At 37.2% G+C, this 26731-nt stretch carries 23 protein-coding genes and 1 pseudogene; 9 read left to right on the top strand and 15 right to left on the bottom strand.

Annotated features, from left to right (window positions below; genetic code table 11):
* Positions 1-376: 376 nt before the first annotated feature.
* Entirely contained in the window at positions 377-3361 is a 2985-nt protein-coding gene (locus tag ACF3OC_RS06985) for a SusC/RagA family TonB-linked outer membrane protein (protein ID WP_094282427.1), read from the top strand.
* A gap of 48 nt (positions 3362-3409) precedes the next feature.
* A complete protein-coding gene (locus ACF3OC_RS06980; RefSeq protein ID WP_094256937.1) occupies positions 3410-4984 on the top strand; it encodes a RagB/SusD family nutrient uptake outer membrane protein in 1575 nt (524 codons plus the stop codon).
* A gap of 109 nt (positions 4985-5093) precedes the next feature.
* Here ACF3OC_RS06980 and ACF3OC_RS06975 read toward each other — a convergent pair whose 3' ends face one another.
* Positions 5094-5816 carry a hypothetical protein gene (locus ACF3OC_RS06975; protein ID WP_094282426.1) on the bottom strand — a complete coding sequence of 241 codons (723 nt, stop codon included), beginning with the start codon at positions 5814-5816 and terminating at the stop codon, positions 5094-5096.
* A 220-nt stretch (positions 5817-6036) separates the two neighbouring features.
* Here ACF3OC_RS06975 and mgrA point away from each other — a divergent pair, with 220 nt between their 5' ends.
* Entirely contained in the window at positions 6037-7065 is a 1029-nt protein-coding gene (gene mgrA / locus ACF3OC_RS06970; protein WP_094282425.1) for an L-glyceraldehyde 3-phosphate reductase, read from the top strand.
* A gap of 43 nt (positions 7066-7108) precedes the next feature.
* Here the strand turns inward: mgrA and ACF3OC_RS06965 are convergent, their stop codons facing one another.
* A complete protein-coding gene (locus ACF3OC_RS06965; RefSeq protein ID WP_392471189.1) occupies positions 7109-8635 on the bottom strand; it encodes a CotH kinase family protein in 1527 nt (508 codons plus the stop codon).
* Between the two features lie 194 nt (positions 8636-8829).
* Between ACF3OC_RS06965 and ACF3OC_RS06960 the strand changes: the two genes are divergently transcribed.
* Entirely contained in the window at positions 8830-9279 is a 450-nt protein-coding gene (locus tag ACF3OC_RS06960; protein WP_094282423.1) for a carboxymuconolactone decarboxylase family protein, read from the top strand.
* 79 nt (positions 9280-9358) lie between these two features.
* Here ACF3OC_RS06960 and ACF3OC_RS06955 read toward each other — a convergent pair whose 3' ends face one another.
* Positions 9359-10087 (bottom strand): NIPSNAP family protein, encoded by a 729-nt coding sequence (locus ACF3OC_RS06955; protein ID WP_256962638.1) that lies wholly within the window; start codon positions 10085-10087, stop codon positions 9359-9361.
* A gap of 548 nt (positions 10088-10635) precedes the next feature.
* Here ACF3OC_RS06955 and ACF3OC_RS06950 point away from each other — a divergent pair.
* The 3 genes and pseudogenes from ACF3OC_RS06950 (at position 10636) to arr (ending at position 12402) form a co-directional block, all read left to right on the top strand.
* The gene (locus ACF3OC_RS06950) at positions 10636-10782 is read left to right on the top strand and encodes a hypothetical protein (RefSeq protein ID WP_179221449.1); all 147 of its coding nucleotides are present in this window, start codon (positions 10636-10638) and stop codon (positions 10780-10782) included.
* A 939-nt stretch (positions 10783-11721) separates the two neighbouring features.
* Positions 11722-11889, top strand: a pseudogene (locus tag ACF3OC_RS06945) (hypothetical protein); the annotation flags it as partial.
* A 93-nt stretch (positions 11890-11982) separates the two neighbouring features.
* Positions 11983-12402 carry an NAD(+)--rifampin ADP-ribosyltransferase gene (gene arr, locus ACF3OC_RS06940; protein ID WP_094280536.1) on the top strand — a complete coding sequence of 140 codons (420 nt, stop codon included), beginning with the start codon at positions 11983-11985 and terminating at the stop codon, positions 12400-12402.
* Between the two features lie 15 nt (positions 12403-12417).
* Here the strand turns inward: arr and ACF3OC_RS06935 are convergent, their stop codons facing one another.
* The 11 genes from ACF3OC_RS06935 to ACF3OC_RS06885 form a co-directional block, all read right to left on the bottom strand.
* Positions 12418-13191, bottom strand: coding sequence for a tetratricopeptide repeat protein (locus ACF3OC_RS06935; RefSeq protein ID WP_094280535.1), 774 nt, complete (start codon positions 13189-13191; stop codon positions 12418-12420).
* 177 nt (positions 13192-13368) lie between these two features.
* Positions 13369-13701 (bottom strand): hypothetical protein, encoded by a 333-nt coding sequence (locus ACF3OC_RS06930; protein WP_144043689.1) that lies wholly within the window; start codon positions 13699-13701, stop codon positions 13369-13371.
* A gap of 145 nt (positions 13702-13846) precedes the next feature.
* Positions 13847-14515 carry a response regulator transcription factor gene (locus ACF3OC_RS06925; protein WP_094280533.1) on the bottom strand — a complete coding sequence of 223 codons (669 nt, stop codon included), beginning with the start codon at positions 14513-14515 and terminating at the stop codon, positions 13847-13849.
* A gap of 3 nt (positions 14516-14518) precedes the next feature.
* Positions 14519-15298: a sensor histidine kinase gene (locus ACF3OC_RS06920; protein WP_094280532.1), complete on the bottom strand. Its 780-nt coding sequence runs from the start codon at positions 15296-15298 to the stop codon at positions 14519-14521.
* Positions 15299-15902: 604 nt separating this feature from the next.
* Positions 15903-16646, bottom strand: coding sequence for a hypothetical protein (locus tag ACF3OC_RS06915; RefSeq protein WP_094280530.1), 744 nt, complete (start codon positions 16644-16646; stop codon positions 15903-15905).
* A 282-nt stretch (positions 16647-16928) separates the two neighbouring features.
* A complete protein-coding gene (locus ACF3OC_RS06910; protein WP_094280529.1) occupies positions 16929-18092 on the bottom strand; it encodes a Gfo/Idh/MocA family protein in 1164 nt (387 codons plus the stop codon).
* 46 nt (positions 18093-18138) lie between these two features.
* The gene (locus tag ACF3OC_RS06905) at positions 18139-18906 is read right to left on the bottom strand and encodes an SDR family NAD(P)-dependent oxidoreductase (RefSeq protein WP_094280528.1); all 768 of its coding nucleotides are present in this window, start codon (positions 18904-18906) and stop codon (positions 18139-18141) included.
* Between the two features lie 18 nt (positions 18907-18924).
* Positions 18925-20631, bottom strand: a complete 1707-nt coding sequence (locus ACF3OC_RS06900; RefSeq protein ID WP_094280527.1) for an IlvD/Edd family dehydratase — start codon at positions 20629-20631, stop codon at positions 18925-18927.
* 3 nt (positions 20632-20634) lie between these two features.
* The gene (locus ACF3OC_RS06895; protein ID WP_094280526.1) at positions 20635-21579 is read right to left on the bottom strand and encodes an SMP-30/gluconolactonase/LRE family protein; all 945 of its coding nucleotides are present in this window, start codon (positions 21577-21579) and stop codon (positions 20635-20637) included.
* Between the two features lie 3 nt (positions 21580-21582).
* Positions 21583-22425, bottom strand: coding sequence for a sugar phosphate isomerase/epimerase (locus ACF3OC_RS06890; RefSeq protein ID WP_144043688.1), 843 nt, complete (start codon positions 22423-22425; stop codon positions 21583-21585).
* Positions 22426-22589: 164 nt separating this feature from the next.
* Positions 22590-23912 carry a hypothetical protein gene (locus ACF3OC_RS06885; RefSeq protein WP_094280524.1) on the bottom strand — a complete coding sequence of 441 codons (1323 nt, stop codon included), beginning with the start codon at positions 23910-23912 and terminating at the stop codon, positions 22590-22592.
* Between the two features lie 420 nt (positions 23913-24332).
* Between ACF3OC_RS06885 and ACF3OC_RS06880 the strand changes: the two genes are divergently transcribed.
* Positions 24333-25199 carry a mechanosensitive ion channel family protein gene (locus tag ACF3OC_RS06880; RefSeq protein WP_094280523.1) on the top strand — a complete coding sequence of 289 codons (867 nt, stop codon included), beginning with the start codon at positions 24333-24335 and terminating at the stop codon, positions 25197-25199.
* Positions 25200-25268: 69 nt separating this feature from the next.
* On the opposite strand, the gene ACF3OC_RS06875 is transcribed toward ACF3OC_RS06880, so the two are convergent.
* Entirely contained in the window at positions 25269-26168 is a 900-nt protein-coding gene (locus ACF3OC_RS06875) for a helix-turn-helix domain-containing protein (RefSeq protein ID WP_094280522.1), read from the bottom strand.
* A gap of 138 nt (positions 26169-26306) precedes the next feature.
* On the opposite strand from ACF3OC_RS06875, the gene ACF3OC_RS06870 reads away from it, so the two are divergent.
* The gene (locus tag ACF3OC_RS06870) at positions 26307-26708 is read left to right on the top strand and encodes a heme-binding protein (RefSeq protein WP_094280521.1); all 402 of its coding nucleotides are present in this window, start codon (positions 26307-26309) and stop codon (positions 26706-26708) included.
* Positions 26709-26731 lie beyond the last annotated feature (23 nt).

The following is a 26731-nucleotide window of genomic DNA, read 5'->3' as shown; positions in this document are numbered from 1 at the left end:
AAAATTTAATAATTAATCAAATTTCTTGTATTCAATAATTTCTTTTCCGCACTTAACACTGAGTTAAACCTAAAATTGTAAGCAATGTAACAAAATGATATAAAATTGAAACGATTTGAGATGATTTAAGCTTCTAATTTATTGACTTTTATACTTAAACAGAACTAAACATATATGAACCTGACAATCTATGTGCATCATTTGCAATGTTTCATTGCATGCTGGTGCAAACTACAGCAGCAATTTTTCGAGATTGCAATCCCCTTTAGATTTAATAGACAAACCATTACCTATGAATTAATTAACATCAAATCTGTCAATTAAGTCTATAAAACCCTAGCTATACCTTTCATTAAAAACATTTGATTTTAACTTTATGAAAAAGACATTACTTAAAAAGTACTTACTCACTCTTATAGTACTAATGGTTTCCTTGGCAACCTTTGCCCAAGAGAAAAACATTTCAGGTACTGTAACAGATGAGGCTGGTAGTCCTTTAGGAGGAGCTACCCTAAGAGTAAAAGGAACAACAGTAGCAACAAGCACTGACAACAATGGTGCATTCTCTTTTACTGTTCCTAACGATGCAAAAACTTTGGAAGTTTCCTATATAGGATTCCAAAGTAAAGATGTGGACATTACGGGAACTGAAATTAACATTCAATTACAATCTTCAACAGACCAAGGCCTCGATGAGGTGGTCGTAATTGGATATGGAACTGCCCGGAAAAAAGACCTGACAGGTTCATTGGTAACCATCCAGGCTAAGAACTTCAATAAAGGTCTGGTAACAGCTCCCGATCAATTGATTCAGGGTAAAACCCCTGGGGTAATGGTGATTAACAACACTGGACAACCAGGTGGTGCAGCAACTGTTCGGATCCGTGGTAACTCATCTATCCGTTCTAGTAACAACCCTCTATTTGTTTTAGATGGGGTGCCGATGTCAGGAAACTCCCCACTTCCTGAAGGCCGTGGAGGATTTTCTTCCGATCGTGGTAACCCATTGACTTATTTGAATCCAAGTGATATCGCAAGTATGGACATCTTAAAAGATGCTTCCGCAACAGCGATTTATGGTTCAAGAGGTGCCAATGGTGTTGTAATCATTAGTACGAAAAAAGGAGTTGCAGGTTCTCCGGTCGTAAGTGTGGGAGCAACAGCAGGTGTATCTAACATCCGTGAATACCCTAATATTTTGGATGCTGGCAGATTTAGAGAAGCATTAAACTATTACACCCCTTCTGAAGCGAGTACCTCAGATTACGGCGGTAATGAAAATGCCTTCAAAGCTATTACCCAACAAGCAGTCACCCAAAACTATTATGCTGATGTTTCGGGTGGTACTGAACATGGTAAGTATCGCTTGTCAGGTGGATACTTAAACCAAAATGGTATTATCAAAGGCTCTCAATTGAAGAAATACACTGGAAATTTCACTGGTAACTTCAATTTCCTTGAAAGCAAAAGATTAGGTTTGGATTTATCCCTATTCTTAACCCAGTTGGATAACCGTTATGCTCCAATCAACGTTTTTGCCGGAGCAGAAGGTAACTTGATTTCGCAAGCCATGCAATGGAATCCAACCCTGCCGTTAATCGATAAGGATGGTAAAAATACCTTCGTCAGTACCATGACCAGAAATCCTTTGACTTCCCTTGATGCCTTTAAAGATCGTGCAACAACCAATACAATGGTTGCTAACGTATCGCCTTACTATAAAATTACCGATGATTTGGAATATCGTTTCATCTATAGCATAATGCGTCAAACAGGTGGTCGTGAAGGAATGTATCGTTCAGGTTTAATAGATCCTTCTGCATCCAAAAATGAACAAGCATTTATTTCAAACAACAACGAAACAAACATGCAAATGACCCATACCCTATCCTATAACAAACAAGTTAATGAGGATTGGAATATCAACGCTTTATTGGGTTATGAATATCTGAACTATAATTTCAAAAACAACTTATCATTTGGTGGTGGATTTAATTACATGGGATTAGATTACTTTGATTATCTACAATATTCATCCATCTCTACCCGTGATATTTTATCTTATAGAAGCCCAACCAACGAATTACAATCCATGTTCTTACGTGGTGGATTTAACTATAGAAACCGCTATTTATTTACAGCAACAGTTCGTCGTGACGGTTCTACCAAATTTGGTTCTAATAATAAATATGCAATCTTCCCATCCGTTGCTGCTGCATGGAACATCAATGAAGAAGATTTCATGAAAGACAATGAAATATTTGATCAGTTGAAAATCAGATTAGGTTGGGGTAAAACTGGTAACCAGGAATTCCCTTCTGGAGCTTCATTGAACAGATTCGTATTTGGAAACCAAAGCATCAGCCAGGTGAATTATGGAAATGATGACCTTAAATGGGAGACTTCAGCAACGATCAATGCAGGGATCGATTTCTCAATCTTTGACAACCGTTTATATGGATCCATCGATTATTTCAATAAGAAAACTACCGATGCCCTATTCGAACAAACTCTTGCTCAACCTGCTCCAAGTGGCCGTATCTGGGTAAACCTAGATGGTGAGATTGTCAATAAAGGGGTGGAAATCGCGTTGACCGGAAATATTGTGAGAGGTACGGATTGGAACTGGGACTTAACAGGAAATCTTACCCTACTTAAAAACAGCGTTAGTGGATTGGTTGGATACTATGAAACAGGTGCTCTTCGTGGTCAAGGTTTTACAGGAGTATTAGGTCAGCGTATGGTTAATGGTCAACCATTGAACGTATGGTATCTGGCCCAATACGAAGGAATTGATCCTCAAACGGGAATGAGCATGTACCTAGGTCAGGATGGAAGCATTAACAGCACTAATGACCCTGCAATTAATAAATTCTATTCCAATAGCCCGAATCCTACGACTCTAGTGGGTTTATCAACCAACGTGAGTTACAAGAAATTCACTTTCTCAGCGAATATGAACGGAGCATTTGGACATTACTTATTCAATAATACCGCAGCGACCGTTTTAGGATTGAGTAACCTGTCTTCTAGAAATATTGGATCTCAATTCTTCGATACTTCGGTGAAAGAATCGACATCAAACTCAGCAGCACCTTCAACAAGATTCTTGGAAAAAGGTGACTACCTGAAAATGGCAAACCTAACATTGAGCTATAATGTGGGAAATATTGGCAATACATTCAAGAACTTTAATATATCCTTGACTGGTCAAAACTTGTTCATCATCACAAAATATTCGGGCTTCGATCCGGAAGTTAATACGGATGGTGCAAGCAATGGTATCCCTTCCTTGGGTATTGAGTATTTGCCGTATCCACCGTCCAGAAATATTTTATTAGGTGTCAATTTCTCACTTTAAGTGAGGTCGGTTATTCATAGTTTATTGATAAAATAAAAATTTAGACAAATGAAATTAAGATCATTATTATATATCGCTTTGGCAGGGACCGTGTTTACTGGCACCTATTCCTGTACCAAACTGAATGAGGAATTTAAAAGTGAGATGGAGGAAGGCGATGCAACCAATATCGACCCGGCAGGTTTATTGATTACTGCTTATAATTCCTTGAATACGCCATATCAGCAAGAACAACGCTGGGTATTACAAGAGATTTCAACAGATGCTGCAATGGCGCCAACTCGTGGTGGTGACTGGGATGATAACGGAATGCACCGTGCCATCCACCTCCATACCTGGAATGCAGATAATGCGTACATGGACGGAACCTTTGTTAGCTTAGGAACCGTCATTTATAATACCATTACGGTTTTAAAATATAAACCTACTCCTCAACAAGCCGCTGAAGCTCGATTTATTCGCGCATTGGCAATGTTCGATTTATTGGACTTATATGGTGTAGTTCCAATTCGTGAGGGTGACGCAGTGGATGATTTCCGAATTGCACCCGAAGTTTTGCAACCTCAGGCCGCAATCGACTACATGGTCAAAGATTTAAATGAAATTATTAATACACTCCCAGACAATGGACCATCATCAGCTTATGTTGCTAATAAAAATGCAGCTAAAACATTGTTGATGAAAATTTACCTGAACAAGGGAACTTTCTTAAATCGTAAGGCTCCTACTTTCGCGGCAGAGGACATGAATAAAGTTATTTCCTTAGCCAAGGAAATAACGGCTTCAGGTAAATATTCCGTTTCAGTTAAAGGTAAATACTTCGATAATTTTGCCCCAAACAATGATGCCATATCCACAGAAAACATTTATACCCTCTACAACAAAAATGCTGATCGTGGTGGTAATGTGGACCGTACATGGAATACCATCGCACATTATAACTTAAATCCAGGAGGATGGAATGGCTGGTGTACTTTATCTGATTATTATGACAAATTTGAAGCTGCGGATGAAAGAAGAGGTATCTATTACGAATATCCAGCAGATACTACCTCAAATCGCTTAAAAGGCTTCCATAGACAGAATGTAGGCTTCTTTGCTGGTCAACAATATAATTGGAGCACCAATAAGCCTTTAATGGCAAGAAATCCTGCAAATGCACCACTGGTATTTACCAGAGAAGTTACCATCCGTACTTCCGGTGCAACCTTGGAAACCGCAGGTATTCGTCCAATGAAATATGCATTTGATTATTCTGTAGAAGGACAACGTAATAATGACTGGGTGGTATATCGCTATTCTGATGTATTGCTGATGCAAGCAGAAGCAATTTTAAGAGGTGGAACTGGTTCTCCGGCGGAAGCTCTTACTTTGGTAAACTCTATTCGTACAAGACGTGGAGTTGCTGCATTTCCTTCCTTGACATTAGAAAACCTACTTGATGAGCGTGCGCGTGAATTATATTGGGAAGGTTGGAGAAGACAAGATTTAATTCGTTTCGGAAAGTTCCTGGATGCTTGGCAAGAAAAAGTCGCAGATCCTGATCCTAAGACTTTGGTATACCCTATTCCAAGTCAACAGATCTCGGTGAACCCGAACTTGAAACAAAATGAAGGTTATTAAGATCTGAATATAATTGGAATGTTAAAAGCCAATTAGTATAAATTAAAAAGCCCTCGATTGGAAATCAATCGAGGGCTTTTTAATTTTGATGGAATGCAGGAATAATAAACTATCCTTCGCCCACTTCCAACTTAGATTGAACCTTATCAGATTCCACCTTGCTAATTCTCTGCAACTCCTCCCCTTTTAGCTCATAAGTATCCGTCTCTGTCCAGGTCAAGGATGTAGCCTCTCTTAAATTAATCGCATTAATTTTTGAAATCACAATAATTTGATTCCCCTTGACTTCTAAATTAATTTCATCAAAAGTACTTTGAACAGTCGCTCCATCTGGGATGGTAGGACAATTTTCTAATTCCTCCAATATCTTTGGTTCACTTTTGAACCATTGCCTTAGAAAATCCTTATGCTTGGATGAACATTGGTATCCTAAATCCAAAGCCCATAAAATCTTACATTTCAAATTACTTCGATCTTCTTTAACAGCTCCATCCCATTCACATTCATTCCCTACAAAAGTTGCAACCAAGGCTAGCGCTGCCTTCTCTGGCTCACTGATTGTCTTAATGTAATCCTCATTTAAAACAATGCTATTAACTTCTGTTTTTAGGTTTGAATCGTATTTATTCTCCCTCCAAAGGAACTTGATATTTTTATCGCTCATTTTTGCTACAACCCCTGAGCTATCAGTAGAATGGGTCAAAGAATCAACCTCAACGGTAGTCGAATCATTTGAACTGCTATTGTTTTTCTGAGAATTTGAATCACAGGATTGGAATATTATTGCAAATAGTATAGCAAGAAACGCATGACTTGAGAAGCTTATTTTCATCTCTTTAATAAATTAGTGAGGTATAAAAATCAGAAATATTGCTTTAAAATAAAAATGAATTCTTGGTACTCAAGGATTGATATCCATTATTTTCAAAAAACAATGGATGGAAATTAATCTTTATCCTAACTTAGTATTGTTCTTTACTGCTGAGGTATTTTTCAAATAAAACAGCATCCCATGAACATGAAATCATTAAACCATCAAACAAAAACATTCAATGGATTGGAAACCTAATATTGATCGCTACGATCAAATGCTTTATAATCGATGTGGCAAAAGTGGTCTACACCTACCGGCTATTTCCCTTGGATTATGGCATAATTTCGGCGATGATACGCCTCACAGCAGAAAAGTTGAGATCTGCACAACCGCTTTTGACTTAGGAATAAATCATTTTGACCTAGCAAATAACTATGGCCCTCCAGCTGGCAGTGCCGAACTTGCTTTCGGAAGAATATTAAAAGAAGAATTCGCCGGATTACGTGATGAACTCATCATCTCTTCAAAAGCAGGTTATCTCATGTGGCCTGGACCTTACGGAGAATGGGGAAGCCGCAAATATTTGATCGCTAGCTGTGATCAATCTCTAAAAAGAATGGGCGTTGATTATGTCGACATTTTTTATTCTCACCGCTTTGACCCTAATACGCCATTGGAGGAAACCATGTTGGCTCTTGATCAGATTGTACGCTCTGGGAAAGCTTTATATGTCGGAATATCATCCTATAACTCCGAAAGAACAAAACAGGCTTATGAAATTTTGAAATCTTTAGGTACCCCCTTTATTATACATCAGCCTAGTTATTCCATGTTGAATCGCTGGGTAGAGGAAGATGGCTTATTAAATACCCTTGATGATTTAGGATTGGGTTCTATCGTATTCTCTCCCCTTGCCCAAGGAATGCTAACCAATAAGTACCTCAATGAGGTTCCCAAGGAAAGTCGCGCAAGCCAAGATAAATCCTTGGATAAAAACTTCCTTTCAGAAGAAAATTTAAAAAATATCTGGGCGCTAAATGAGATAGCAACAGGAAGAAACCAAACATTGGCGCAAATGGCAATTGCATGGGTGCTGAAACAAGGGCGTGTGACTTCTGCGCTAATTGGAGCAAGTAAACCGCAACAGGTAATAGATTGCGTTGGAGCATTGAAAAATCTAGATTTTACAGATGCCGAATTAAAACTTATCGACCAATATGCTAAGGATGCTGGAATTAATATCTGGCAACAATCTGCAGAATTGTAAAAAGAAAAAATACAAAAGCCTCAATTAAATTGAGGCTTTTATATTAATTGAATTGTGGACCATTGATAACCCCATCCAACCAATTAATTCTCGCTGACATAAAATTCCTGATAAAATCTACATAATCCTGATGGCTTGTTCCAACATACCAACTTTGATTAATATTAACCCCAATTACCTCCCAGCGGATAAAGTTAAACTTTTGACTATAATTGATTTTTTTAGCGCGTTGATCTATATATTCAGGCATAGATTTTAGACTTCCTTTCACGGCATTCCAACGAGTCCGAACGAGTTTCTTGAAAGCCGGATCACTCATCAGCTTATTCATCCATGCGCGGGGCTCATGTGCCTTCGTTAACATCAAGACCTCCTGCGAATCCCCTAACCTTTTGTCACTGTTGAACGCAAGATCAAAATCCCAAACAGGTCCAACATATATCTTTGGATCCGCATTACTCTTCTTGTACATCCGCATACTCCAAAGCATATCTGAATTACCACAAATTTCATTCGTCAGGTAATAATTCACAAAACTTGGAAGGTCAAAGAATTGGTTGTAGTCTGCTGCTGCTCCTTCAACTTTATATAAGCTATTCTCAAAGGAGGTCACATAGTTCTTGATATAATCGAATTGTTCTGGCGTAATATCATCCTCATCAGGAAACTTCACCGTAATAGGCATATTTTTAGGGGTTACAAAATGAACAGGTTCTGAATAAGCATAACCGTCCTCTTCAAGGATAAATCCCCCATTATCTTCATCTATCGCTACTCTATCCTTCCCTTCTTTGATATGCTCCGTTAGGGTATAGTTCCCCATATATTCCCCATTCAGAAAAAACTCAACATATTGTTGTCTTGGAGTATAACCTAATTCCAACCTTCTACTAACCTCAAAGGCAACATCATTTCTTAGAAGGGATTGATCGCCATAGTTTGCCATCAAGGCCCAACTCTTATCCTCAGGCATCCCCAATAATCCTGCTTTTTTATCCAGTTTTATCCGGTATGGCTTCTTAGGCATCCCCCAAGTGGAATTCCCCCGCCCTTTAACCTCTGTAATACCTTGATAAACTACATTCCTGCCAAAATCTGATGTGATCCTGATATCCCCAACGATATAATCCTCCTTGCTCACTATAGGCTTCCCATTGGTTGAAAGGTAAATCGCTGGCAATCCCGTATCAATAAATTTGACAACATAGGTTTTTCCATCACCATTCTCAGCAGCAACCGTATATTTTACTAAGTCCGAAAAATTCTGCTTGTCAATACCGCTCTTCTGCTCAATATTGTTTACTAATACCTTAACACCTTTATACTCAAATTCTGGAATCAAGGAACTCACGTCTGTACCTACCAAGGTGCGTGCAAAAATAGTATCGCCAATAATCTCGGTGACTATATCATTCTTTAAATTACTCTGATTTTCAGTCTTGATCACAAAACTGGTCAGCTCATTCTCTGCAGATAACTTGGGTACAAATTTATCCTTAGCACAGGACAGGGTAATAAAGAGTAGAAGGGTAAAATACCCTATTCGATGAATCGGTCTCCTGTTTATCATAATTAGATTTTTAATTGAGGTGATTTATTGGACTAAATGTAAAGACCTAGAAATAAATCCAATATTAAAAATAGAAAACGACATCTGTTAAAACAAATTTTAATCATAGATAAGTCATATCAGAAATCTTCTTGCCTCCATTACTCAATATTCCCCTTACTTTTGATGTAATAAACCAGTAAATAAAATATCAAATGAATAAGAGAATCAATATCCAGGAACTTGAACCCAATGCATATAAAGCTATGCTAGGACTTGAACAATATCTTAGCAATTGTGGCCTTTCAAAAACTCATCATCACTTAATTTTAATCAGAGCATCCCAGATCAACGGTTGTGCTTTTTGCATAAATATGCACACATCGGATGCTGTTAAAGATGGGGAACGTCCAGAGAGAATATACTTGCTAAATGCTTGGAAAGAAGCCGATATTTTTACTGAAGAAGAACAAGTTATCCTAGCAATGACTGAAGAAATAACCCTAATCACGAAAAATGGTCTTTCTGAAGATACTTATCAAAAAGCTAAAGAAATATTCGATGACCATTATATCGCAAAAATTATCATGGCAGTGGTTACTATCAATGGTTGGAATCGAATTGCAATCAGCACTCAAAAAATCCCTGAATTTACAAAAGCATAATACTTTCACTCCGATTTGGATTAAAAAAGGTACAGCCTTCTTGTAATGCAAGAAGGCTGTACCTTTTTAAGATTTACTTCTAGTAATTAGAATAATCTGTGGGAGTACATAAAATGGTCACATTTTTAGAAACATTGTTTTGATATTTTGGCATCTCACTCATCGGTTTGTATAAGGGGCCAAATGCTTTCCAATGTTCATCTCGGTCGGCCATATTCTCAAAGCTGGTCAGATACAATAAGTTCGGCATTGTACTGCCTGCAATCACCTGACCATAAAATACTGCATTGAAATTCAGATTTTTAAAGATCTCTATTTCACCGTTGTTAAACATCGACACCTTATTGGCTGCCAATTTCTCCGTTGGACCTTCATAACTCCGCAATTCATAAATCCGCTCCTTCTTTGCTGATTTCAACTTTGGAAGCTGCATATGGGGCATTCCTTCAAATGCTTTCATCAAAATCGTTTCTATGCGACTAAATGGAGCTCTATTATGCGCCAAATCCAAGTAAAATTCTCCCGCACTTAAATATGCTGGATCCTTCAAAAGACCAACATCTAGATTTGCAAAATCCTCCAATTTAGGAGATGAACTCAACACATAAATTATCTTATCTGCATTCTCTGAGTTTTTGATAGGCTTAAATACTCCTACTTGCTTAAATCCTAATTTATGAAGTGCAGGTAAGTAGGCCTTCTCCAAATACTGGTCTAACAGTTGCTCCTGTTCACTGGTTTGAAAATGATATACTAACAACTGGAAATAGGTAGTCTTTGCCTTTGCAAAAACAAAATGATTTCCCATGATCAAAAATAGCATGAGAATAATAATGCGAAAATTCAGCATTTTAAAACATTGAGACATATTGTAATTTTAGGTTTAGAAACAATAAATTGTATCTGGATTTCACAACTCTTTGAATTACCAAATCCAAAAGTTAAATTAAAGATACTGATATTTTTAGGCTAAAAAATGTATCGTAACTTAATAAATACGATTACCTCAAATTCAGGTGTAACTTAATCAAGATATTTCGATTAATATTTAAAATGATTCAAATATGCGAACTATATTTTTTTTGAAATTTCTGTTGCTATTGTTATTATTTTTGACATAATAATTTGTAAATACGTGTTTATGTACACACGTGTTTACAAATATATTTTTATTTTAAACAAATTACCTAATTCTTATACCATTTTCAATATTGTAAAAAATTTTGTATTTTCTTTAAAAAAAAACCGTAAACTTGGGTGTAATTATTTATCAATTTATTATTAACCATTTTAATTAAGTTTAATTAAAAACTCAATTAAAATGTAGGGCTAATCATTTTCTGTTACAGATATTTTATGTTAAAAAAGAAAGGTCTTCCAATTCCGAACAACTATGTTGCTTTATTATTGTTAATTTTCGCGTATTCGAGTGTCGCAGCAGTTAGACTTGGCGATGCAGCAGGATTATTCGCTCATAACCCTGTTGTGGGGGAGCTATGTTAGCTGTAACAGGAGGATGTTTAGTTTATGGAATATATAACGCTTTAAGTTAAAAATGAAACTATTAAAAATAATTTCAATAGTAATTACAGGATTGTTTTTGGTTATGAATCTGTATATGTACCTATATGGCAATTACTCAGAAAAAGAAGAAAATTGGATATTAATAGGGCTTTTTCTTTCGTTGTTATTTACTATATCTGTACAATATTACGATAATAAGAAAAACTCTAATAATCCTCAGAAAAATACTTGAAATTAATTTCTGGAGTTCAGTTGTATTTTTATAATTGAGCTTTTTTTTGAAATAAAAATTCATTTACAGCAATGCTCCAACTATTTCTCGCATAGTCTTTTTTATTTTTGTCTAATCTGCGATTTTACCTTTCATACTTTTAATGATGCTTATATTGTAAAATACATAATACAACTCCCTTATCTTCCTGTTTTTCTATTTCTTCCCATCTCAGCTAAAGTATTCTCAATTTTCTCTCTTTTCCCTCCAGAATAGGTGTCTAAAATTCCCAAACAATCCTTTTATGGTCAACCTCCTTCATGTATTTCCGAATAGCCTCATCGATAACTAGTCCTTTGTCAGCTCCCCTTATTCTAGCTTTACGTTGCACTTCTTTTACTACCTCCTCCAATGCCTTTTCAAAACGTTGAGCAAAAATTTGCTCCCTATAATTTGGATCAATTAACAGCTACTCTCTGGCTTCAGCTAACTGTTCATTCCGTTTCTTTAGATTATTAAGTCGATCAGATTGATTATGCTCAAAATTCTTAATAATAGTACCCTTTTTCTTCAATTTTTCCTGTCTTGATTTTAAAGCTGTCTTCCCAAAAGGATAGATGATCAATAGATTTAAAGAATCAGCAACTGAAAAAATAGGTTCTCCTTTAACTGAAGATTTTGGATAGGTAAATCAAAAAGAAGCTTTTGAAAACATCTTGAATATTGTAAATGAAGTTAAAATGAAGTATCACCTTGAGCATTCTAAAATATATTTGGGTGGAATGTCAAATGGAGGCTCAGCTACCTTTTGGTTTGCATCTCAAAAACCCAATATTTTCAATGGTTTTTTGCCATTTCTGCTTTCCCGAAATTAAACTTTTCCGAAATTAACTTTGATAATATTTCCCAAAATAAATCGTTTATCATGCTTAGTGACCTAAATGATAAACTCTATAACCCTACTAACTATGTATGCAAAGGATTTCAAGGGAAAACACCCTAAATTTTACCATGGAACTAAAGCCGATTTAAAAATTGGAGACTTATTAACTGCTGGAAGAAATTCAAACTACCATCCAAATGTAATTATGAACCATATTTATTTCACAGCCCTGCCTAACGGTGCAGGCTTAGCAGCAGAACTCGCTCCGGGTGATGCCGAGCCAAGGGTATATCTAGTAGAACCAACTGGAGAAATTGAGGATGACCCCAATGTTACTGATAAGAAATTTCCAGGGAATCCTACACAGTCTTACCGTAGCAAACAGCCCCTAAAAATTATTGCAGAAGTCAAAGATTGGACCAGGCTCACTCCTGAAGAACTAAAGAAATGGAAGGATAACTTAGCAAAAATCCATAAAGATCCCGATGCAAAAATCATCAACTAATAGATTATCCTCAAATTAATTCACATTTGATCCTTTCAATGCTTTGGCTTTTGCAAAATCTGCTTCTGCTTCTGTGTTTTTATTTAATTTTTTATTCAGTTCACCTCGCTTCTGGTAGAGTTCAGGATCCAAGGAATTCAATTCAATGGCCTGATTGATATCTATCAATGCATGATCATAATCCTTATCATAATAATACATCGCGGCTCTATTGCCATAGGATTCACTGTTTTTCGGATTTAATTTTATGGCTTTATCAAAATCTTGAATTGCCGCCTTATAGTTTTTTGATTCACTAAATAAATAGGCACGTAATAGATAAGCACGTTCGCTCTCAGGCTCCAAGGAAATAACCTTATTGATGGAAACCATCCCTTTCTCAAACTCCTGCATCATCACCTCGATTACAGCAATGGTAAGATAAGGCGAACTGTTATTGGGATTTAACTGAATGGACTTCTCAGCATCTGCATAGGCATTTTCAAAATCTTGAGTAAATATCTTTGCTTCAGCCCTTTTGTAATACCCCACTGAGGAGGTATCAGATAGCGATATCATCTGCGTAAAATCAGAAACTGCTTGGTCAAAACTCCCTATAACCATATATTCGGACCCTCTTTTTAATAAACAGGAAATACATTGCGGATCCGATGCCAATTCTTTATTCAAGGAATCAATAGCAGCACTATTCTGGGCCTCTTGGGCCATAACATTACCCATGAAAATAAATGACATAGTGAAAATACAAAGGAATATTCTCTTTAATAATTGGATTGGTTTATTATTCATTTGGTTAGTTATTTATATCACATCTAATTTAACCAAAAAATAATATTCAATCATGTAAAATAAAAAAAGATTCCTAACCTATCGGTAAAGAACCTTTTGAATATTACTTAATCTAAAATAACTCAGGTTTCAATTCTTGCTGCTCAGAACCTGAGTTTAATTGGTTTGGCAAAAATTTTATTTACCCTCGGCTAAGCCGTAGATGTTAATGCGATGTTTATCGCGGATGGTTCTATCAAAAATTTGAACGGCTTGACCAACAAATTGACTGCGATTATTCACTAGCTTTTTGAATGCAGTTTTTATATTCCTTTCCAATTTACTAACATTTTCCAGCCAAAATTGATCGGCTCGAAGCCTTCTTTCTGTACGATCGGATTTTAACTCCTCTAAATAATCATTGTATAAATAACTGTAAGCAACAATTGTATTGATATATGTCGTCATATGTGAGTCGTAAGGATTGAGATCCTTTCCTTGTCCATTTACTTTTTTAATTACTCTTTCCATTTCAATAAGCATAATAGTAGAAGCATTAATTCAACATAACCACTCAAGTCCTCTTTGAACTTGATATATCAAAATTAATGCTCCAAATTCGCTTATAATAGAGCAACAACACGGTATGTACCGATTCCGTATTTATACGGAATCCTTACTTCTTGGGTACAAAAATTTCATTCGCCAAGGCATATATAACCAAACCTATCGTATTCTTTAAACCTAATTTATCCAATACTCGTTGCCGGTGACTTTCAACAGTCCTTTTGCTTAAAAATAATTGATCAGCAATCTCCTGATTCGTAAATTCCTGACATATTAAGCGGATGACCTCCACCTCTCGATCCGTCAATTGATCCTTTAAATCAAAGGATACTTTCTTATTCGGATTATTTAAATATTGATGTAATAATTGATAATCCGCCGCCGAAACATAAACCCCAGTTTGATAAACTGTTTTTAAGGCAAGTTTTAACACTTCTAAATCAACAACCTTCGGCAAAAATCCAGAAACCCCAAGCTTCAACATATGGCCAATCATATTGGACTTATAATGAGAAGACAAAATCAATATTTTTATATTGGGAAAATTTGGCAGCAATTGTTCTACTAAAACCAAACCCGAAATAGGCTCCATCTGTATATCCAACAGCAAAATATCCGGCAATTCCTCCTCCTTCAGAGCCCTGAAATCCTGAATCAAGGTCGCTGGATTATTATTCTTATAGACCACCTGACAATCTGGAATCCGCTCAATTAATAGACTTAATCCCTCCGTAAAGAGCAATTCATCATCCATTAACCCAATTTTCATCATACTCATAAATTAATTTGATTTTGGAAATACCATGATTAACCTAGTCCCTTTGTTGGGAAATGAACTCAATTTAGAATGTCCATGCAGCAAATCCACTCGATTGCTCATATTGGAAACCCCCATCCCATTTCCTTTTTCTAATGAAAATCCTACTCCATTATCCTTCAATAAAATGCATAGTGAATTCAATCCCTCCCGTATTTGAATACTGATTTTATCCGCTTTGGCATGCTTGATGGTATTGCTCACAAATTCTAAAATAATCCTATATATCTGAACCTCAAATTCTATAGGTCGCTCTTGATAGGGTCTTAGCAGAATTAACTCTAAATCATAGCCAACAAGATTTTCCCGCATTTCTTCCAAGGTTAGCTTCAGCCCAAAATACTCCAAATTCACTGGGTACATCCGATGGGAAATCTCTCGAGCTGAATCAATCAATAACTCAACCTTCTCATTTAACCCTGCAAATTGAACGGAATCTATTCGTTCTCGTTCCGAAATCAAATTAAGCTTTAAAACCTGTAATTTATTACCTATTTCATCATGAAGGGTGCGCGCAATTCGCTTTCGCTCTTCCTCTTGGGTCTTGATGGCAAGCGTCCTCACCTCTGTCTGAAATTGAAGCTCTTGTTGATGCCTTAAATCATTCTCCTCCTGAATCTTTTTATAATATTGGTTATATAATACGATAACAAATAGAACAATGAATAAAGCTAAAATCAATAGTATGATTAGCTCATAAATTTCCAGGTAGATTTTCGAAAAGAATAAAAATAATAAAGACATACGGCATATAAACTTATGGACAGTAGGTTATTTATGGACCACAAAAAAGCAGCTTTTTCTATTCCTATTGTGCTCAATTGGTGTAGTACCAAAAATAAAATCGTTGACACAAAATAATAAAACAACAGGGCAAATAAAACATTGAACAATCCGGGATTTGTTCCCTTAAAACCTGACTTTAATGCAAATAATAAACACCTACCTAATTCAAAAACTATAATAATGTTGGATATCGGCTTTATCCAAATCACCCAAGAAACCTCTTGAAAAAAAGTATGGATAAGCGCCGACCCTATTGAAAACAACAGTAAACCAATGTAAAACACCGAAATTCTGTTTTTCTTAGATACTATGCTATTGGTAAAATTTATTAAAAATAATAGTTCGCCTGCAACAAATATGCTGAACAAAAACTCCATTTTCTCAGCATGAAAAACATAAATCAATAATTTGGAAATCACTTCTATTCCCAAAAGAAATAATAGAAAATATCTAAGATTTCTAGATGGAATTGAAAAATCAAAATGATACTTCAAATTCCAAAGACTCGCTAACAACAACATGACATTGGAGAGACCAATTGTCAAGTACAGAAAGAACATAATTAATCTTCAAGTAATGTAAAACCACCCTTAGGCCTGCAAAATGGCGGACAAGGTTGGGACCAGTTATATAAATTCGTCTGGACCGAATGCAACTTTTGGTTCTCTAAAACCTTACTAGCATGATGAACAAAAATAATAGTAGGCAATATTTGACCGTAAACCTTTGAATATTTGAATGCAAACAATCCTGTAATCTCGGTGCATCCCTCTGAAATATCTTCAATCGGAATATTAAATACATTGAAAATGGAAACCCCTCCACTATCACTGATTTGCTTGAAAAACCAGTCCGCCGAATCATTCCGCCAATCTTCAATCTGCTCTAAAATCGTATCCTGACACTCAATATCATGTTGATATAATGGCCGAGTCTCAGTGATTTCTCTCGAACTTATTTGTAAATCCGTAGATAATACGGCAGTTTTCCTTACTGTCTTAACCTCCTGTTCCACAAACCTCAACTCCGAGCTCAAAGGCTCCAAATAAGAAACCGCATATTCTGGCAATCGCAATTCTCCACCTGAGGAATCCAATGGAAATAACATCATGACCGATTGATTATTATGAACGCCTATATAGGCATGAAACCGATCATTGTCATTGTTTTTATTCAACCATTCTATAGATTTCCCCGAAATTGTAAATACATAGTGTGAAGGGACTAGCCTAAGTACTTCATCAATATCACCCTTGGCAGTTTGCCACCTTTTAAGGGCCAATTGACATTCTTTTCTGCTTAGCATAATCGATTAGTTTTATAGATAAAGATAAGGAAACTAATCAAGCAATTCAATGTAAATACGCATTATTAGTAATTACAACATATTGATTATTAAAAACTTATAGAATTTTTATTATCAAACTTGATTAAAAATTTAATAAAAAAATGATTCATAGACGTATTAATTAATCAACTAAATTTGAATGAAAAATTTAGTTATTTCAGGACATTCATTTTGATTAAAATTTTAGTGATTTTGCAGAACTTCTAATAAAAAAACTCATCTTTCGATGAGTCTTATCAATTAAAATCTTGTCCATTTTTGCTCGGATTCATTGGACTCCAAAACCCGATCAATAAATAACATCCCTCGAATCCCCTCCTCTATATTCGGATATTCCGGAAAATTAATCTCTTCCTCCACTCCTGTCAATCGTTGCAATAACCGAACGGCAAAGGATTGATAAATATTGGCAAAGGCCTCAATATAACCCTCTGGATGACCGGTAGGTGTCCGCGTAAATGCTCCTGTACCGGGCGACATCTGATAAACCTGATTTCCTCCAGTCCTATAAATTTGAATAGGTTGATCAACCCATTTAACTAATAAGGTATTGGGTTCCTCTTGGCGCCATTCTAAGCCTGCCTTCTCGCCGTAAATTCGGATTTTTAAGGCATTCTCCTCCCCAGTCGCTACTTGAGATGCACTCAATACACCCGTAGCACCCGCCTCAAACTTTAATAAAATATCTCCATCATCATCAATCACTCGATCCGTGCCGTAAATATTTAAATTCGCACAGAGATGGGTAATCTTTAGTCCTGAAATATGCTCTGCTAAATGGGCAGCATGTGTCCCAATATCCCCCATACAACCACTTTTACCACTTCTCTTTGGATCTGTACGCCAAGCCGCTTGCACACTGCCGGAATTCTCTATCCCTTTACTCAACCAACCTTGAGGATATTCCACATAGATCTTCCGGATAGGCCCGATTGCTCCTTTATCAACCAAATCCTTCGCCTGCTTAACCATGGGATATCCAACATAGGTATGGGTCAAACATAACATCAAACCTGTTTCCTCTACAACCTTAGCCAACTCCTTCGCCTCATCCAAAGTAAAGGTTATTGGCTTATCAATAACCACATGAAAACCATTTCTCAAGGCTAGAACTGCTGGCTCAAAATGCATATGATTCGGCGTAACAATAGACACAAAATCCATCCTGACATCCTCCGGAAGTTCTTTTTCCTTCTCAATCATTTCCTGAAATGAAGTATAAACCCGATCCGAAGGAATGGCCAAATCTTTTCCGGATTGCTCTGCAACATCTGGCCTTGAACTGAAGGCTCCACAAACTAACTCTATCTTACCATCCAACAATGCCCCTGAACGATGAACAGCCCCAATAAAAGAACCTTGTCCACCTCCAATCATACCCATCCTTAATTTTCGATTTTCCATAATCAAATTTCTTATATGCTTTAATTAAAATCCTAAACTGAGTTAACTATTCAAATGGCGAGGGACTCACTGAAGTCCAGCCCCCATCTACCACTAAGGTTTGACCAGTGATATGTTTCGCATCTTCACTCACTAAAAACAATGCCGTCTGAGCAATATCAATCGGATATGCTGCTGAACCTATAGGGGTTAAATTAGCCCAAATCCGCTTATATTCCGGATCTTCCAAAGTCCGCTCTGTCAGCGTCGCCCCTGGAGCAATAGCATTTACATTGATTCCGTATGGTGAAAGCTCCAAAACCAAATGCTTCGCCAATAATTCTATCGCTGCTTTGGTCATCCCATAAGCTGCTAAATCTTTATGTGCTTGATGCCCGGTTACCGAGGACGTAAATAATATCGATCCTCTTCTCTTATTCGCAATAAAATACTTACCTGCCGCCTGCGCCAAAAAGAAAGTACCTCCAATATTCACTTGGAGAACCTTATAAAGATCCTCCGCCTGATAATCCAAGAAACTACCAAACAAGGTAATCCCTGCATTAGCCATTACCACATCTAATCCCCCAGTTTTAGAAACGGCAAAATCAACAAGTTCCTGATTAAACTCTGCTGTTGCTACATCGCCAGGAAAGGCTAAACAGTTCCCAAACTCCGATAATTTTCTTGCCGACTCCTCACACAATGCCTCGTCCACATCATTCAAAATCACCTTCGCACCTTCTTCCAATAAACTCTTGGCCATCTCAAAACCTATCCCTTTTCCTGCCCCCGTAACAATGGCGGTTTTATTCTCAAATCTTCTTTTTCCCATTCCTATTATCTTATTTGATTAATGCGAATCGCGTAATACCTCACTGCCAGATCCACCTTTTAGAAAGTCCAAATCTGCACCCAAATGGGCTTGCTCAACATGGTCTACATATAACTTGCAATAGCCGCGGCTATAAACATTAAGATTCAGTTTTAAATTTTGTTTTCGCAGTTCAAGCTCTTTTGCATCGACTAATAGATTGAGCTTCCTAGCTTCTACATCCAATTCAATCTCATCTCCATCCTGCACCAATGCTAAGGTTCCGCCAATGGCTGACTCTGGTGAAACATGTAAAACAACCGTTCCAAAGCCTGTTCCACTCATCCGCCCATCTGATATGCGAACCATATCATTGACTCCTTTTTCCAATAACTTCTTTGGAATACCCATGTTCCCAACTTCTGGCATCCCCGGATATCCTTTTGGTCCCACATTTTTTAAAACCAAAACACTGTTCGCATCTACATCCAGGTCCGGAGAATCAATCTTAGCTTTGTAGTCCTCAATATTCTCAAATACTACGGCTTTTCCGCGATGCTTCATCAATGCCGGAGTAGCCGCTGAAGGCTTTATTACAGCACCATTCTCACATAAATTCCCCTTTAACACCACAATCCCCGATCTGGGATTAAAAGGTTGATCGGTACTTGAAATAACTTCATCATTTAAACTGACCTGATCTGCAATATTCTCTGCGATGGTCCGACCATTTACCGTCAAAACATCTCGGTTTAAGGCTGCTTGAATGCTGTTCATCACCGCCGGAATGCCGCCTGCATAATACAGGTCTTCCATAAAGTATTTCCCCGAAGGTTGAAGGTTTGCTACCAATGGAATATCTTTTGAAAAATGATCAAAATCCTCCAGATTTAATTCAACACCTATTCTTCCTGCAATGGCCATTAAATGAATAGCAAAGTTTGTAGATCCGCCAATAGCAGCATTTACCTTGATCGCATTCTCAAAGGCTTCCCGTTTGAGGATATCCGACATTTTAACATCATCCTTGATTAGCTGAACGATCCTTCTTCCAGACATTCTTGCCAATACTTTTCGATTGGAATCTGCAGCTGGAATGGCCGCATTCCCCGGCAAGGTCAAACCCAAGGATTCCACCATACCGGCCATGGTAGATGCTGTGCCCATAACAGCACAATGACCTATACTCCGACACATACCAGCCTCTGCCATATTCATCTCCTCCTCCGACAACAAGCCTTTCTTCGACTCATCCGCAAATCGCCATAAATCACTGGTACCTATATCTTTTCCCTTATATTTCCCCGTCAACATAGCACCCCCTGAAACAACAATGGTAGGTAAATCCACACTGCATGCCCCCATTACCAACGATGGCGTGGTCTTATCACATCCACATAGTAGAATAACCCCATCTATCGGATTGGCTCGGATGGACTCCTCAACATCCATACTCGCCAAATTTCTGAACAACATGGCAGTGGGTTTCATCAAGGTTTCCCCCAATGACATGACCGGAAATTCCAATGGAAAACCGCCAGCTTCCAAGACTCCTTTCTTTACAGCTTCCGCTAAATCCCGTAAATGCGCATTACATGGAGTCAATTCCGACCAGGTATTACAAATGCCAATAACCGGCTTCCCCTCAAACATATCCGCCGGAATCCCCTGGTTCTTCATCCAGGCACGATAAATAAAACCATCTTTGCCCTTCCGAGCAAACCATTCTTTGCTTCTTAGTTTCATATGCTATAGCTTAAATTTCTTTTTATAGGGCGCCAATGCTAACCCTGTTGAATTCATTTTGATAATAAATACCTTCCCGCTATCGGGGTATTTTTCTAAATCCTCTTGACTCAAATCTTTCCTAGAACTCGTAATTAATAAATGATCTAAATCCGGTCCTACAAAACAAGAGGACGAAACCTGCGGTATTGGCAAATCTAGAACGTCTTGAACCAACCAAGAGGAATTCCCAATTGCCTCTTGATAAGAACTCATTTTATCTGTTCGTTTATTTGTGTCGATTCCCACAACCCGAAATCCTGACCAAATAGCAACCCATAAAACCCCATCCCCATCCATACACATCCCATCTGGAAAACCAACATCTTCTGAAACTTCAATTTGAAAAGGCAAAGCTTCTAGATGTGTCCACTGAAACTCATAGCTATTTATTCTTCTATAAGCACTGTCTGTATGGAAAAGAAACTTCCCATCAGGACTCCAACATGGCCAATTGGAAATACTCACATCGGATAAAACCTTATCCAACTTGCCATAGGAATCATAACGATATAAGGCACCGGCAGCTTCTTGATGATCAATATGAGTCGTACTAAACCATAAATTCCCATCTGGATCAATGGCAGCATCATTACAGCGGGTTTCAAGCCATTCAATTCCCAAATCATCAAGAAGTTCCACTTGCTGAGTTTGCAGATCATATATCCCGACGCCACCCTGATACGTAATAATCAGGCTCGATAAATCATCCGCGATTTCAAAAATGGCAGACACCATTTTAGGTGCTGCATACTGACTAATTTTTTTGCTTGCCCAAGAATATTCAATAATTTGATCGGAAAGTATATCCACCCAGAAGGCCGATTGCCTTGCTGAATGCCAAATCGGCCCTTCCCCATGTTGGCAAATCGGAAAATCTAACATTTCAATTCTCTTCGATTCAAGCATTGCTTATAATTTGGTCTTTTGATTCATATAATTTACTGATTCTATTACGTCTTTTAAATTATTATCCCAATTATGTTCACATTCTATAAAAACATCCCCTTTAAAACCTTGTCTTTTTAATTCCGAAACCACGGCATCAAAATCAATAACGCCGGCTCCTGCATTAACATCCTTGGCATTAGGATTCCCCGCTGAATCTAGATCTTTAACATGAAGACTTAAGATATTTCCTTCCAACTTCCTCAAACATTCAACCGGATCCAACCCACTCCGAACCCAATGTCCAATATCAGCACAGGCCTTGAGATGAGAACGTCCATTGATAGCCGTTAATACCGAATCTGGATGCCAATAATGACTTAATCCTTTCGCATGCTCATGAATCCCAAATGGCAAATCATACTTCTTGGCAAGGTTATTTACAACATCCAATAGTTGCGGATCCGGCTCCCCAACAAGATATTTTAAGCCCAATTTATCCGCTTGTTTAAAAACCTTTTCCCAATCTGAAGTAGTTTTTGCATCAACATACATAGACTGCATTTGGATATTATTTGTTTTCAGAATTTCCTTCATTTTAGCAAGCTCTGAATCTGTCAGATCTACAAACAAAGATTTACCGAATTCTCCACCCAATTGATGAAAGGAAAAACCCTCCACATTCCGGACATTTGCCTTTTTGGACATCTGAACCGCCTCTTTGAATGGAAACTTATTAAAGGAATATAGCCCAACCCCAATTTCAATTTTCCCTTTGGTCTGGGATAAAACGCGAGTAGGCAACAACATAAAGCTGAAAAGTAGAATGAACAGAATTGAACCTAAGGGTGAAAAGAATGGTTTCATTAAATTAAGTTTAGGTTTATGATGCTTTTTAAAGCATCGAAAATGGTATTAATACCCTTAAATTTAATGAATATAAAAATACCCCTAACATCTTTAGAGGTATTTTTATGAAATAATTATGTTACTAGCTCAAGTCGTATTGGGAAGCAATTCCCAATTATACCTTAACTTTTAAGCCTATCGATGGAGTCAAACGCTCCACTTTTCTTCAACAACCACATGCCTAGTTTTTCCTCTGCTATTCCCTCCTTAATTTTATAGGTGAAAATCGGCAGTCCTTCTGAATCATTTTCAATGAGCATTTTATAAAAAGCAACCGAAGGAATCTCGACAAGCTCCTTGGATAACTCGGTAATATGCGAGGAAACAATTACATAAGGACCATCCACATCAGCTAAATTCTTTAAAACTTTTAATATGGCATTGTAGGCATCAATATGATTTGTACCCTTGAACAATTCATCCAAAATAATAACCGCATTGGAGTTCTTTGGCAATTGATCAACAATTGTCTTCAATCGAATGGCCTCCACATAAAAGTGGCTATAGCCAAGATCCAGATTATCCTGTAAATTAATACTCGTAAAAACCCCATCAATTAAATCTGTCCGCATAGCATCTGCTGGAACGGGAAAGCCTATATGGGTCAAATACAAAGCTGTGGAAATCGTTTTGATGATCGATGATTTTCCTGCCATGTTTGCACCCGTCAAAAACCAAATCTTCTTCCCTCGCTCCATCCGAATATCATTCTTGACCGGATTCTTATGAAAGGTATGATAAACCCCATCCATCTCAATTACCCCGGTCTGATTCTTAGGATATACCTCCGGATAACAGAATCCATGTGTTTTCGAAACTTTAGCAACTGATAAAAAAGCATCAATCTCATAAAAAAATGAAATGATCTTTTTCAGTTGCGGCGCCAAGGTATACCGAATCATTTTATCAAAATTCTCAATATTGAAAATATTGATCTTTAATTTCTCAACATCATAAATTTTTTTCTTGAAAACCATGGATAAACATTCCTCAATTAACTGGATCATATCGTCTATGTCCTGATAAAAGGCATGTTGATTAACTTTCTTATAAAAATTCTGGCACTTGATCATAAATTCGCAAGCCTCTATAATAGATCTTTTCTTATAGTAATAGGCTGGAGCCTTTACTCCAATAAAATCCATTAGCGTCAAGGATGCTGCGCGACCTGAATGTGAAGACTTTACATATTTCTCCAAATCCTGGATAATTACCCGATAGAATAGAAATTCCTCATCAGCAACCGGCTCTAATCGACGGATCTTCATCTGACGATCCTTGATAACATCAATATCCAAAACCGCATCATAGAAAATATCCATTAAGTAAAACATCCCCCCATCCGTAATGGTATTATCAAAAAACTGTAGCAGCGTTCGACTATGACGATCTCTCAGCTGTAAATCCTTCAGGGTTTGTTCATCTATCAGAAATTTTTCACTCATAATAATTCAATTTGAAAGATTTAGGTTTATCAATTTTTATGTCCAATTTGAAGCCTTTTCTAAAAATACAATTTTCATTCTTAAATAGATTATTTAACCGCTTCATTTTCACATTCCAATTGTCTACTATTTAAGATGAAAATTAATACACAATTCCATATTAATTCTCAATAAATCTAAAACACAATTGAGAATGAAATCTTTATAGTTTTATTTATAAAGAAAAGTTTATTTATTTTTTTTGATTTCTACAACCGTATCTATCTAAAAACTATTAATTTACCTAACACCTTCGAAAACAAAATGAAGGAAATTCATATTTATTATCTTATAATTTAAATTATCGTGGCAATTTATCGACATAATTTAATTAATATGGCATGATATTTCATAATAGAATAATATCAAATAAACATTCTTATGAAATTACTACAAATTAGCACAGATCTAACTGGCGCAAACAACCTCTTGGACCAAGGAGGTGTTTGGATGATGAAAATCAAGGACATGGCCTTAAGTTATGCCCCGAAAATCCTGGGAGCCTTACTCGTTTATCTCATTGGACAATGGATCATTGGTCGAATTGGAGCCCTGTTTAGAAAGGTATTGGCAGGTAAAAATTTTGACCCTTCCTTACAGAATTTCCTAGTCTCCATTGTAAAAGTTACCCTGACCATCCTGATGTTCTTAGCCATTATCGGAATGCTGGGTGTCAACATCACAAGTTTTGCAGCCTTATTAGCAGGTGCAGGCTTAGCCATTGGGGCTGCCTTGAATGGTTCCCTTGGAAATCTTGCAGGTGGCGTCATGTTAATGATCTTTAAACCTTTTAGAATTGGAGATATTATTGAAGCCCAACAAAGCATGGGGCTGGTGACCGAAATCGGAATCTTCAATACTACCTTATTATCACCCGAAAACAAAACCATCATCCTCCCAAATGGAGCATTATCAACTGGGGTGATTGTTAATTTTAATACCCATGGAAACCTAAGGGTAGATATGAAATTGGCAGTAGGATTGGATCAGAACATTGATTTTGCAAGAGAAGTTGCTATTGGGGCTATGAAGCAACATCCTAAAGTTTTGGAAACTCCGCAACCTGAGGTAAGTGTAATGGAAGTAGCAGATGGAATGACAACCTTAGCAATCAGACCCTACACTACCCAAGAGAATTATTGGACTGTCTATTTTGAAGTGCAAGAGTTAGTGAAAAAAGCTTTTGACAGCAATGGAATTAAAGCTCCAATCCCCCATCGTGTGATTATTAACAAATCCAACAATTAAGACTATTACTACATCTTAATACCCTGGGAGCTCCGAATTATATTGGGGCTCCTTTTTTATTCCCCCAGCCTAACGCCCAAACTTCTTGATATAATCCCCTGGCGTACAATTGTGAAAAGCCTTGAATTGTTTTACAAAATAACTCAAGGAACTAAACCCAGTCTTATAGGCAACATCTGAAATATTGGAATCTGCTTGTAATAAAAGATTTCGAGCATTCAGCATTCGCTCCTGTAAAATATAGGCCCCAGGTGTAATCCCACAATAGGTTTCAAACATCCGATGTAAGGTACTTTTACTGCAATTGCCAATCTTCATCAATAGTTCCGAATTTAATGGCTGCCCCAGATTTTCCTTGATAAAATTCTTGATCACATGCAATTGACTGTTGGATTGTAAACTATTTTCCTCCCGAGCATGCTCCTTTTGAGACTCAATAATCCTGATCAAAAAGGACTTCAGCAATAAATCACTCAAGGGAAGATTAGGTTCGTCTTGTGTGGCAACCTGAAGCAACTCATTAAACGCCCGAACCAAACCCGAGTTATTATTAAAGTGAAAATTTGAAAAATCTAAGGACCAGTTCTCATTCTCCGGATAATTTTTATTTAGAAATTTTAGCTGCCCCTCCAGGGATTCACTTGAAATCAAAATCGTAGCACATTGAACCGGATTCTTTAAATCCGCCTCCGGAAAGTCAGCAAAAATAGTCTCTCCCTCAGGCAAAATCAATGAGCTTCCCGGTAAAAATTTAAAGGTCTCACCCCCTTGCGTAAAAACCGTTTTATACCCTCGGATCATACTGGAAATAGACAAGCCCTGATAGGTAATTTTAACTTTCGTGGAGGATTGAAAAGTCTCGAATATATTGACCTCAAACTCCCCACAATCGAACCGAGTTTGATGCTCCTGACCACTTCGAAGATGCTCAGGCGTTTGTATAGACAATAAATCGATGGTATAGCTCATAAATTCCGCAGGTTCACACTCTTTTAAAGTTAAATTAATTTTTTGAAACTATCGTAATACTTAATGAAACTATACTTACATCTTCCTTGCCCTACATCCAATAACTTTATAGTATATAAACTTAAAAAACAATCAGCTATGAGTAACATCACATTAGAACAAGCAAGAAAAGTTGTGGACGCAGCTATTAAAAAATCCCAAGAATTAGGTGTTAAAATGAATATTGCAGTAGTAGATTCAGGAACCAATTTGGTGGCTTTTAATAAAATGGATGATGCCTGGTTGGGATCTATTGATATCTCACAAAAAAAGGCGCGTACAGCACGATATTTTAATATGGATACTGGTGAAATTGGTAAACTTTCTCAGCCTGGAGGACCATTATATAACATCGAACACTCCAATCATGGACTAATCAGTTTCCCTGGGGGTGTCCTGATCAAGGATGCTAGTGGCAATGTCATTGGTGCTGTTGGTGTCAGCGGTAGCACTGTGGAAGATGACCATGCAGTAGCTGCTGCAGGTGCGGCAGCAGTCTAAGATTTTTTAAACATTAAACCTAT

Origin of the sequence: Sphingobacterium cellulitidis, assembly GCF_043187465.1 — a bacterium.
Lineage (GTDB): Bacteria > Bacteroidota > Bacteroidia > Sphingobacteriales > Sphingobacteriaceae > Sphingobacterium > Sphingobacterium cellulitidis.
The sequence above is the reverse complement of the archived record's forward strand: the minus strand, read 5'-3'. Positions and strand labels throughout refer to the sequence as shown.

Coding starts and splice junctions, on each gene's coding strand:
- ACF3OC_RS06985 (WP_094282427.1), top strand. CDS start 377: ATGAAAAAGACATTACTTAAAAAGTACTTACTCACTCTTATAGTACTA.
- ACF3OC_RS06980 (WP_094256937.1), top strand. CDS start 3,410: ATGAAATTAAGATCATTATTATATATCGCTTTGGCAGGGACCGTGTTT.
- ACF3OC_RS06975 (WP_094282426.1), bottom strand. CDS start 5,816: ATGAAAATAAGCTTCTCAAGTCATGCGTTTCTTGCTATACTATTTGCA.
- mgrA (WP_094282425.1), top strand. CDS start 6,037: ATGGATTGGAAACCTAATATTGATCGCTACGATCAAATGCTTTATAAT.
- ACF3OC_RS06965 (WP_392471189.1), bottom strand. CDS start 8,635: ATGATAAACAGGAGACCGATTCATCGAATAGGGTATTTTACCCTTCTA.
- ACF3OC_RS06960 (WP_094282423.1), top strand. CDS start 8,830: ATGAATAAGAGAATCAATATCCAGGAACTTGAACCCAATGCATATAAA.
- ACF3OC_RS06955 (WP_256962638.1), bottom strand. CDS start 10,087: ATGGGAAATCATTTTGTTTTTGCAAAGGCAAAGACTACCTATTTCCAG.
- ACF3OC_RS06950 (WP_179221449.1), top strand. CDS start 10,636: ATGTTAAAAAAGAAAGGTCTTCCAATTCCGAACAACTATGTTGCTTTA.
- arr (WP_094280536.1), top strand. CDS start 11,983: ATGTATGCAAAGGATTTCAAGGGAAAACACCCTAAATTTTACCATGGA.
- ACF3OC_RS06935 (WP_094280535.1), bottom strand. CDS start 13,191: ATGAATAATAAACCAATCCAATTATTAAAGAGAATATTCCTTTGTATT.
- ACF3OC_RS06930 (WP_144043689.1), bottom strand. CDS start 13,701: ATGGAAAGAGTAATTAAAAAAGTAAATGGACAAGGAAAGGATCTCAAT.
- ACF3OC_RS06925 (WP_094280533.1), bottom strand. CDS start 14,515: ATGAGTATGATGAAAATTGGGTTAATGGATGATGAATTGCTCTTTACG.
- ACF3OC_RS06920 (WP_094280532.1), bottom strand. CDS start 15,298: ATGTCTTTATTATTTTTATTCTTTTCGAAAATCTACCTGGAAATTTAT.
- ACF3OC_RS06915 (WP_094280530.1), bottom strand. CDS start 16,646: ATGCTAAGCAGAAAAGAATGTCAATTGGCCCTTAAAAGGTGGCAAACT.
- ACF3OC_RS06910 (WP_094280529.1), bottom strand. CDS start 18,092: ATGGAAAATCGAAAATTAAGGATGGGTATGATTGGAGGTGGACAAGGT.
- ACF3OC_RS06905 (WP_094280528.1), bottom strand. CDS start 18,906: ATGGGAAAAAGAAGATTTGAGAATAAAACCGCCATTGTTACGGGGGCA.
- ACF3OC_RS06900 (WP_094280527.1), bottom strand. CDS start 20,631: ATGAAACTAAGAAGCAAAGAATGGTTTGCTCGGAAGGGCAAAGATGGT.
- ACF3OC_RS06895 (WP_094280526.1), bottom strand. CDS start 21,579: ATGCTTGAATCGAAGAGAATTGAAATGTTAGATTTTCCGATTTGCCAA.
- ACF3OC_RS06890 (WP_144043688.1), bottom strand. CDS start 22,425: ATGAAACCATTCTTTTCACCCTTAGGTTCAATTCTGTTCATTCTACTT.
- ACF3OC_RS06885 (WP_094280524.1), bottom strand. CDS start 23,912: ATGAGTGAAAAATTTCTGATAGATGAACAAACCCTGAAGGATTTACAG.
- ACF3OC_RS06880 (WP_094280523.1), top strand. CDS start 24,333: ATGAAATTACTACAAATTAGCACAGATCTAACTGGCGCAAACAACCTC.
- ACF3OC_RS06875 (WP_094280522.1), bottom strand. CDS start 26,168: ATGAGCTATACCATCGATTTATTGTCTATACAAACGCCTGAGCATCTT.
- ACF3OC_RS06870 (WP_094280521.1), top strand. CDS start 26,307: ATGAGTAACATCACATTAGAACAAGCAAGAAAAGTTGTGGACGCAGCT.